Source organism: Streptomyces sp. NPDC104106, from assembly GCF_055584345.1.
The window spans coordinates 666,050-675,311 of record NZ_JBVJMF010000001.1; the positions used below are offsets into that span (position 1 = coordinate 666,050).

9 protein-coding genes are annotated in these 9,262 nt (G+C 73.2%); 6 read left to right on the top strand and 3 right to left on the bottom strand.

All coding sequences use genetic code 11. The features are described 5' to 3' along the window. The first annotated feature begins 11 nt into the window (after window positions 1-11). Both ACZ60X_RS03125 and fabF read left to right on the top strand, forming a co-directional pair. The gene (locus ACZ60X_RS03125) at window positions 12-260 is read left to right on the top strand and encodes an acyl carrier protein (RefSeq protein WP_469592607.1); all 249 of its coding nucleotides are present in this window, start codon (window positions 12-14) and stop codon (window positions 258-260) included. Window positions 261-345: 85 nt separating this feature from the next. Next, a complete protein-coding gene (fabF, locus tag ACZ60X_RS03130) occupies window positions 346-1,608 on the top strand; it encodes a beta-ketoacyl-ACP synthase II (protein ID WP_469592609.1) in 1,263 nt (420 codons plus the stop codon). Between the two features lie 75 nt (window positions 1,609-1,683). On the opposite strand, the gene ACZ60X_RS03135 is transcribed toward fabF, so the two are convergent. Continuing rightward, window positions 1,684-2,178 (bottom strand): DUF3145 domain-containing protein, encoded by a 495-nt coding sequence (locus ACZ60X_RS03135; RefSeq protein ID WP_071370394.1) that lies wholly within the window; start codon window positions 2,176-2,178, stop codon window positions 1,684-1,686. A 287-nt stretch (window positions 2,179-2,465) separates the two neighbouring features. On the opposite strand from ACZ60X_RS03135, the gene ACZ60X_RS03140 reads away from it, so the two are divergent. Continuing rightward, on the top strand, window positions 2,466-3,374 hold the full coding sequence (locus ACZ60X_RS03140) for an SGNH/GDSL hydrolase family protein (RefSeq protein WP_469592611.1): 909 nt from the start codon (window positions 2,466-2,468) through the stop codon (window positions 3,372-3,374). A 21-nt stretch (window positions 3,375-3,395) separates the two neighbouring features. Beyond that, the gene (locus tag ACZ60X_RS03145) at window positions 3,396-4,385 is read left to right on the top strand and encodes an aldose epimerase family protein (protein WP_469592613.1); all 990 of its coding nucleotides are present in this window, start codon (window positions 3,396-3,398) and stop codon (window positions 4,383-4,385) included. A 65-nt stretch (window positions 4,386-4,450) separates the two neighbouring features. Here the strand turns inward: ACZ60X_RS03145 and ACZ60X_RS03150 are convergent, their stop codons facing one another. Continuing rightward, the gene (locus ACZ60X_RS03150; RefSeq protein ID WP_469592615.1) at window positions 4,451-6,895 is read right to left on the bottom strand and encodes a beta-glucosidase H; all 2,445 of its coding nucleotides are present in this window, start codon (window positions 6,893-6,895) and stop codon (window positions 4,451-4,453) included. A 105-nt stretch (window positions 6,896-7,000) separates the two neighbouring features. Here ACZ60X_RS03150 and ACZ60X_RS03155 point away from each other — a divergent pair, with 105 nt between their 5' ends. Continuing rightward, complete coding sequence (locus ACZ60X_RS03155; RefSeq protein WP_469592618.1) at window positions 7,001-7,582, top strand: TetR/AcrR family transcriptional regulator; 582 nt, start codon at window positions 7,001-7,003, stop codon at window positions 7,580-7,582. Window positions 7,583-7,594: 12 nt separating this feature from the next. On the opposite strand, the gene ACZ60X_RS03160 is transcribed toward ACZ60X_RS03155, so the two are convergent. Continuing rightward, the gene (locus ACZ60X_RS03160) at window positions 7,595-7,942 is read right to left on the bottom strand and encodes a RidA family protein (protein ID WP_469592620.1); all 348 of its coding nucleotides are present in this window, start codon (window positions 7,940-7,942) and stop codon (window positions 7,595-7,597) included. Between the two features lie 86 nt (window positions 7,943-8,028). Here ACZ60X_RS03160 and ACZ60X_RS03165 point away from each other — a divergent pair, with 86 nt between their 5' ends. After that, on the top strand, window positions 8,029-9,003 hold the full coding sequence (locus ACZ60X_RS03165) for a LysR family transcriptional regulator (protein ID WP_469592622.1): 975 nt from the start codon (window positions 8,029-8,031) through the stop codon (window positions 9,001-9,003). The last annotated feature ends 259 nt before the right edge of the window (window positions 9,004-9,262 follow it).

The window sequence follows — 9,262 nt, forward strand, 5'->3', positions numbered from 1 at the left end:
GGAGCGCCAACATGGCCGCCACTCAGGAAGAGATCGTCAAGGGTCTCGCCGAGATCGTGAACGAGATCGCCGGCATCCCGGTTGAGGACGTCCAGCTGGACAAGTCCTTCACCGACGACCTGGACGTCGACTCGCTGTCCATGGTCGAGGTCGTCGTCGCCGCCGAGGAGCGCTTCGACGTGAAGATCCCGGACGAGGACGTCAAGAACCTCAAGACCGTCGGTGACGCGACCGACTACATCCTCAAGCACCAGAGCTGAGTCACCCCTCAGTCCCGCTGCTAGGCCCCGCCACCCGGCGGTGTTTCGCCGTAGATTCCCGCTTCCGCTTGGAGAAAGAATTCCCGTGAGCCCGACCAATCGCACCGTGGTCGTCACCGGTATCGGCGCAACCACACCGCTGGGTGGCGACGCGGCGTCGTTCTGGGACGCCCTCGTCGCCGGTACGTCCGGCGTCCGTGCCCTGGAGCAGGACTGGGCGGCCGAGCTGCCGGTCCGCATCGCCGCGCAGATCGCCGTCGAGCCCGGCGAGATCATCCCCCGGCCGCAGGCCCGCAAGCTGGACCGTTCGGCGCAGTTCGCGCTGATCGCCGCTCAGGAGGCCTGGAAGGACGCGGGTTTCACGGCCAGGGCCGGCGAGGACGCGTCCGTGAACCCCGACCGTCTGGGTGCGGTCATCGCCTCCGGCATCGGCGGTGTGACCACGCTCCTGGACCAGTACGACATCCTCAAGGAGAAGGGCGTACGCCGCGTCTCCCCGCACACCGTGCCGATGCTGATGCCCAACTCCCCGGCGGCCAACGTCGGTATCGAGCTGGGCGCCCGCGCGGGCGTGCACACCCCGGTCTCGGCCTGCGCCTCGGGCGCGGAGGCCATCGGGTACGCGATCGAGATGATCCGCACCGGGCGTGCGGACGTGGTCGTGGCCGGTGGTACCGAGGCCGCCATCCACCCGCTTCCCATCGCCGCGTTCGGCAACATGATGGCGATGAGCAAGAACAACGACGACCCGCGGGGCGCCTCGCGTCCCTACGACGCCGGCCGCGACGGCTTCGTGCTCGGCGAGGGCGCCGGTGTGATCGTCCTGGAGTCCGAGGAGCACGCGAAGGCCCGCGGCGCCCGGATCTACGTCGAGGCGGTCGGCCAGGGCATCTCCGCCGACGCCCACCACATCACGCAGCCGGAGCCGTCCGGCAACGGCATCGCGCACGCGCTGCAGAACCTGCTGGACAACACCGACCTGAAGCCGGCGGAGGTCGTGCACGTCAACGCGCACGCGACGTCGACGCCGCAGGGCGACGTGGCCGAGATCAAGGCGCTGCGCAAGGTGTTCGGCGACGACGTCGACCACATGGCGATCTCCGCGACGAAGTCGATGACGGGTCACCTGCTCGGCGGTGCCGGCGGTGTCGAGACCGTCGCGTCGATCCTGGCGCTCGTGAACCGTACGGCCCCGCCGACGATCAACCTGGAGAACGTCGACCCCGAGGTCAACGCGGACATCGTCCGCGACGAGGCCCGGCAGCTGCCCGAGGGCCGCGTCGCCGCGCTGAACGACTCGTTCGGCTTCGGCGGTCACAACGTGGTCCTGGCGTTCCGGACCATCTGACCGTTGCGGACCGTCTGACAAGGCGGACGAAGGGCCCCCACCGGCCGGTGGGGGCCCTTGCCTGTGTGCCGGTGCTCACACCACCTGGTGCAGCCAGCGCACCGGCGCGCCCTCGCCCGCGTACCGGAACGGCTCCAGTTCGTCGTCCCACGGCTTGCCCAGCAGCTTGGACAGCTCGGCCTCCAGGTCGGTCTCACCCCGCTGGCTGCGCTGCAGGGCGGCCCGCAGGCGGTCCTCGGGGATGAGGATGTCGCCGTGGATGCCGGTGACGGCGTGGAAGATGCCGAGGTCCGGGGTGCAGCTGTAGCGCTCGCCCTCCGCGGTGGGGCAGGGCTCGGCGGTGACCTCGAAGCGGAGCAGGTGCCAGCCGCGCAGGGCCGAGGCGAGCTTGGACGCCGTACCGGCCTCGCCCTGCCAGGAGAACTCCGAGCGCCAGGTGCCGGGGGCCGCGGGCTGCCGGATCCAGTCGAGGTTGACGCGTGTGCCGAGCACCCCCGCGACGGCCCACTCGACGTGCGGGCACAGCGCGCGCGGCGCGGAGTGCACGTACAGAACTCCACGTGTCGTCACCGGAACCTCCGGACAGAGCGGGACATCTTGCGGTCTGGCTGGCGGCAGTGGGGCGACGGCCGCGTTGATGGCGAGGCTACCTTGCGGCGGCGCAAGGAGTGTGACGTACCGTCGCTCCGGGTGCCAGGAAACCCCCGCCATTCACCCAGGGGGACGCTTGTACGGGGGTGCGCCGTTCCAGGGCGCCGGGCCGGGAACCCTCGCACGTTGTTATGGGAGGACGTACCTACGACGAACGAGGACGACCGGGTGGCTCCGGGCGTCGACGACGAGGGGATCAGCAGGGGATGCGCAAGCCGAGCAGCCGTGGGCGAGCCGCTCTCGCCGCCGTGGCGGTGGCCGCGCTGGCGGTCGCCGGGTGCGACGCCGGCGGCGGCAGCGCGCCCGCGCCGGACGGCACCCGGGCGGGCGCCGCCAAGCCCGTCCCGGTGTGGAACCGCAGCCCGGACTCGGTCGCGGCGGTCGGCGACTCCATCACCCGCGGCTTCGACGCGTGCACGGTGCTCTCGGACTGCCCCGAGGTGTCGTGGGCGACGGGCAGCGACGCCAAGGTGGACAGCCTGGCGGTGCGCCTGCTCGGGGTGACGGGCGCGGCGCAGCACAGCTGGAACTACGCGGTGACCGGCGCCCGGATGGCGGACCTGCCGGAGCAGATGACCCAGGCGGCGGCGCACAGCCCGGCGTTGGTGACGGTGATGGCCGGCGCGAACGACGCCTGCCGTGCCTCGGCGTCGGCGATGACCCCGGTGAGCGAGTTCCGCGCGGACTTCGAGGAGGCGCTGCGCACGCTGCGCAAGGAGTCGCCGAAGACGCAGGTGTACGTGGCGAGCGTGCCGAACCTGAAGCGGCTGTGGGCCGAGGGCCGGACCAGTCCGCTGGGCAAGCAGGTGTGGAAGCTCGGGATCTGCCCGTCGATGCTGTCCGACGCGGACGATCTGACCAGCGCGGCCGCCCGCCGCCGGGACCAGGTGCAGCAGCGGGTGGTGGAGTACAACAAGGTGCTCAGGGACGTCTGCGCCACGGACCGCCGCTGCCGCTTCGACGGAGGCGCGGTCTACGACTTCGAGTTCGGCACCGACGAGCTGAGCCACTGGGACTGGTTCCATCCCAGCACGGACGGCCAGGCGCGGTTGGCGGCGATCGCGTACAAGACGGTCAAGGCGCCGGATCCGGTGCCTAGGGCACCGGTCGCCTAGGGTTTCCCCATGGTTTCCCACATGAGCGAACACACCCCTGAACTTTTTGGCACACTTCCCGACGGCACCGAGGTGCACCGCTGGACGCTGGAGCGCGCCGGGACGCGCGTGGAGATCCTGACGTACGGCGGGATCGTGCGGTCGGTGGAGGTGCCGGACCGGCAGGGGCACCGGGCGGACGTGGTCCTCGGCTTCCCCACCCTGGACGGCTATCTCGCCCACCCGGAGCCGTACTTCGGCGCCCTGGTCGGCCGGTACGCCAACCGGATCGCGGGCGCCCGCTTCCCGCTGGACGGCGCGGTCTACGCCCTGGAGCCGAACGACGGCCCGAACTCCCTGCACGGCGGCGCCCGCGGCTTCGACAAGCGGGTGTGGGACGCCGAGCCGGTCGCGCACGGGGTGCGGCTGAGCCGGACCAGCCCGCACGGCGAGGAGGGCTTCCCGGGCCGCCTGGAGGTCTCGGTGACATACGCGCTGGACGCGTCCGGTGGCCTGCGGATCGCCTACGAGGCGACGACGGACGCGCCGACGGTCGTCAACCTCACCAGCCACGGCTACTTCAACCTGGCCGGCCATGACGCGGGCCACGCGGGCGGGCACGAACTGCGCGTGGCGGCGGGCCGGTTCACGGCGGTGGACGCCGGCCTGATCCCGACGGGCGTCCTCCAGGACGTGGCCGGCACCCGTTTCGACTTCCGCGAGCCCCGCGAGACCGGCTCCGGCTACGACCACAACCTCGTCCTGGACAAGGGTGTCACCGCCGCCCCGCAGGAGGTCGCCGAACTCCACGACCCGGCGTCCGGCCGCACCCTGACGGTCTCGACGACCGAGCCGGGCCTGCAGTTCTACACCGCCGACCACCTGCCGGAACCGTTCACCCCGTGCGCCGGCGTCGCCCTGGAGACCCAGCACTTCCCGGACTCCCCGAACCACCCGGACTTCCCGAGCACCGTGCTGCGGCCGGGCGAGGTGTTCCGCTCGGAGACGGTGTACGGCTTCTCGGTCCGGTAGGACACGAGCCCCGGTCCAGGGGTCAGGTCCCGGACCGGGGCTGCATGAGGGGGACTTGTCCCGGATCAGACGTTAATCGGCGCGGTGAGCCTGCGGTCGTCGATCGAGCGTCCGGCGGTGATCTCGTACGAACCCTTCACAAACGCCCACGCGTTCGCCTCCTCGTCCCAGATCTCGAAGGCGCGGCGCGGGAGCGCGACCGTCACCTCGGTGCTCTCGCCGGGCGCGGCCTCGACGGAGGCGAAGCCGGCGAGCCATCGCGCGGGGCGTGCGGGGTCGGGCTCGGCCGGGGAGAGGTAGATCTGGACGACCTCGCGGCCTGGCCGCTCACCGGTGTTGCGCAGCCGGACGCGGGCCGTGGCGCCGTCGGCGGCGAGGGACTCGTATGTCCAGTCGGTGTAGCCGAGGCCGTGGCCGAAGGGGTACGAGGGGGTGCGGCCGGCCTTCTGCCAGGCGCGGTAGCCGATGAACACGCCCTCGCTGTAGGGAAGTTCGCCGTCGGTCGGGACGACCTGGGTGACCGGGGCGTCGGCGAGGGAGCCCCAGGTGGTGGGGAGCCGGCCGCCGGGCTCGTGGGCGCCGGTGAGGACGTCGGCGAGGGCCGCGCCGCCCTCCTGGCCGGGGAACCAGGTCAGCAGGACGGCGGCTACCTCCTCGCGCCAGGGCAGCTCGACCGGGGAGCCGGCGTTGACGACCACGACCGTGTTCGGGTTGGCGGCGGCCACCGCGCGCACCAGGTCGTCCTGCCGGCCGGGCAGGCGCAGGTCCGTGCGGTCGAAGCCCTCGGACTCGACCCGGTCGGTGGTGGCGACCACGACGACGGCCGTGTCGGCGCCCCGCGCCGCCTCGGCGGCCTCGGCGATCATTTCGCCGGCGTCCCGCTGCGGCCCGGCGTGGCCGAGGGAGAAGGCGACGACCGGCATCGGGATGTCGTCGGGAAGCTGTACGACGTGGGTGAGGCGGACCTCGACCGGCCGTCCCGCGGTGAGTTCGGCCCGGGCGCGGGGCACGGGAGCGGCGAAGAAGGCCTCGAAGGGGTCGTCGTCCTCGCCGGGGCGCTGCACGCCGTCGTAGTGCGTGGTGCCGTCGACGGTGAGCGTGAAGGCGCCCGCGCCCTTGACCCCGAAGGTGTGCGGGCCGGACTCGCGGGGCGTGAAGGTGCCGGTCAGCTCGACGGTGTGCAGGCTCTGGTGCGTGACGCCGTCGGGGAGGTCGGAGCCCATCCACTGGATCAGGCCGCTCGGGGCCGAGCGGCTGCCGAGGACGCGGCCGTCGGCGTCGCGGCAGACCGCCCGCAGGGTGAAACCCTTGCCGGCGACGGCGAGTTCGGTGGCGGGGTCGGCGCCGACCGCGTAGCCGAGAGTGCCGTCGGGGAGGGCCGCGGTGAGGCCGTCGAGCGGGGAGACGGTGCGGGCCGGGAAGACGGTGGCGGAGCCGCCGCCGAGGACGCGGGCGTCCCGTGCGGCGGCGCCGATCAGGGCGACGGTGCCGTTCGGCCTGAGGGGCAGGGCGGCGTTCTCGTTGCGGACGAGGACGAAGGAGCGGCGGGCGATCTCGCGCGCCAGTGCGGCGCCGTCGACGGTTCGCGGCGGCTCGGTGACGACGGGTTCGGCGCCGGCCAGGACGCCGACGCGGGCGGCGAGCCGCAGGACGTTGCGCACGGCGTCGTCCACGGCGGCCTCGGCGACCCTGCCGTCGCGGACGGCCCGGGCGAGGGCGTCGCCGTACACGGTCCGCGGGCCTGGCATCGCGACGTCCAGACCGCCGCGGACGGCCCCCACGGTGTCCCGGGCGGCGGTCCAGTCGGAGACGTTGACGCCGTCGAAGCCCCACTCGCCGCGCAGGACGCCGCCCACGAGTCGGTGGTGTTCGGTCATGGTCGTGCCGTTGACCGCGTTGTAGGCGGTCATGACGCCCCAGGGGCGGGCGTTCGCGACGATCGCCTCGAAGGGGGCCAGGTACAGCTCGCGCAGGGCGCGTTCCGAGACCAGGTTGTCCACGGTGTAGCGGTCGGTCTCGGCGTCGTTGGCGACGAAGTGCTTGACGGTGGTGCCGATCCCGCCGGACTGGACGCCGTTGACGTAGCCGGTGCCGATCTCCCCCGTCAGGTACGGGTCCTCGCTGTAGGCCTCGAAGTGCCGGCCGCCGAGCGGGGAGCGGTGCAGGTTGACGGTGGGGGCGAGCAGGACGTGCACGCCCTTGCGGCGGGCCTCCTGGGCGAGCAGCACGCCCGCTCGCCGGGCGAGTTCGGGGTCCCAGGTGGCGGCGAGCGCGGTCGGCGAGGGCAGGGCGACCGAGGGGTCGTCGGCGCTCCAGCGCACGCCCCGGACGCCGATCGGGCCGTCGGACATCACCAGGGAGTCCAGGCCGATCTCGGGGAGGGCGGGCAGCGTCCACACGTCCTGGCCGGCCAGCAGCCGGGTCTTGGCGTCGAGGTCGAGCCGCCGCAGCGCCCCCTCGACGGCCGCCTCGCGCGCCTGGTCCGTGCTCGTCCGGTCCGTCTCCGCCACGGCGGTGCCTCCTCGTCGAGTCCCGGGGGTTCGTTCCTCATCCTGCACCGGGCACCTGTGAGACGGTAGGTTTCGTTACATTGACGTTATGAACGGCACGCACGGATGTCGTACGGTGACGCCATGAACGCGAGGGTCAGGAGCGAGGCGCGGCGCGCGGAGATCGTCGGGGCGGCGCTGGAGGTGATCGCCGAGCGCGGTTACCGGGGGGCGAGCCTGGCCGCGGTGGCCGAGCGGGTGGGGCTGACCCAGCAGGGCCTGCTGCACCACTTCCCCACCAAGGACGCCCTGCTGGTGGCCGTGCTCCAGGAACGGGACCGGTGGGACGCGGTGCCGGACAGCCGGTGGCGGGTGGATCTGCTGGCCTCGCTGGTCGAGTACAACGCGATGCGCCCGGCGATCATCCAGACCTTCTCGGCGCTGCTCGGCGAGAGCGTGACGGAGGGTCACCCGGCACGGGGGTACTTCACCGAGCGGTACGCGCGCGTGCGGGAGTCCATGACGACGGTGCTGCGCGCGGAGTACGGCGACCGGCTGCCCAACGGCCTGACGCCGGAGCGCACCGCACCGCTGCTGGTCGCCGTGATGGACGGGCTGCAGTACCAGTGGCTCCTGGACCCGGAGTCGGTGGACATGCCCGGTGCGTTCCGGGACTTCCTGCGGCTGCTGGGCGAGCCGGCGGACTGAAGGCGCGACGCCCTACGCGGGGGCGATGGCCGCCACCACCTCGATCTCCACCATGGCCTCCGGCCGGAACAGCCGGGGCACCTCGAACGTCATGCTCGTCGGCGGGGTCCCGGTGAGGAACTCGCGCCGCACGGCACCGTATTCGTCGAGCCGGGAGATGTCGGTCAGGTAGGTGCGGATGTTGATGACGTCCGCGAGGCTCGCGCCCTGGGACGCCAGCAGCGCGCCGATCGTCTCGAAGACGCCCCGCCAGCGTGGCGCCCTCGGCGATCTGTCCCGAGAGGAACAACAGCGCGCCGCCGTCGGCCTGTTCGACCCGGGCCACCTGGGAGTAGTAGCCGTTGGCGGGCTGCGGGGCACCGGCGGGGCTGGTGACGGTGATCTTCATGCGGGTCACGCTAGGGGCGCGCGAGTGATGCGACAAGCGAGTCAATAGCATTGCAGCCATGCCGACTTCGCATACGTTCGCCGCGGCGGCGGGCGGCGCGGGCGAGCCGCCGGACCTGTCGACCGTGTGGCTGCGCGTGTTCCTGGAGGTCGCCCGGCACGGCTCGTTCACCGTGGCCGCGCGGACGCTGGGCTGGACCCAGTCCGCGGTGTCCCGGCAGATCTCCGCGCTGGAGTCGGCGCTCGGCGGGGCGCCGCTCTTCGACCGGCTGCCGCGGGGCGTACGGCTCACCGAGGCCGGCCTCGCCCTCGTCCCGTACGCCGAGGCCGTCACGGCGTCGCTGCGGGGTGCCGCGCGCGAACTGGCCGACCTGCGCGCGGCGGCGGGCGGGCGGCTGCGGTTCGGCGCGTTCGCGACGGCCGACGCGGCGCTCGTCCCGCACGCGCTGAGCGCCTTCCGCGCCCGCCATCCAGGCGTCCGGGTCGCGCGCGAGGAGGGCCTCTCCCCCGGCCTGCTGGACCTGCTCACCGCCGGCCGCCTCGACCTCGCGGTGGTCTCCACGACGGGCCGCGCCCCGCTGGAGTCGTACGCGCTGCACCACCTCCTGGACGAGACCCTGTACGTCGCCGTCCCCGCCGGTCATCCGCTCGCCGCGGCCGGCGGACCGGTGCGGCTGGCCCGGCTCGCCGACGCCGACTGGATCGCCGGCAGCGCGCGGCCCGAGGGCACGCTCCTCGACGCGGCCGTACGCCAGGGTTTCCGGCCGCGCGTCGCCCATGTCGTCGGCGAGTGGACCGCCAAGCAGGGGTACGTCGCCGCGGGCCTGGGTGTGACCCTGGTCCCGGCACTGGCCGCCGCGTCCGTGCGCCCGGACGTCGCCCTGCTTCCGCTGCACCCCGAAGACGCCCCGCCGCGCGCGGTCTACGCGGCAACGGTCCGAAGCCGGTCGCCGGCACCCGCGGCGCAGGCCTTCATCAGGGCGCTGCGGGAGGCCGCGGCACGGATCCCGGGCTCACCGGGAGCCGGAAGGTGACGCCACCCGCACGAGCCTCCCCGCCACCCGGAGTGCCCCGCCAGCTCCCAGGCCGGCAACGCCGCACGCGGTCCACCCGGCAACGGTCCCAAAACCGGTCGCCGACACCGACGACGCAGGCCTCCATCAGGGCCCTGCGGGAGACGGCGGCACGGATCCCGGACTCACCGGGAGCCGGAAGGTGACGCCACCCGCACGAGCCTCCCCGCCACCCGGAGTGCCCCGCCAGCTCCCAGGCCGGCAACGCCGCACGCGGTCC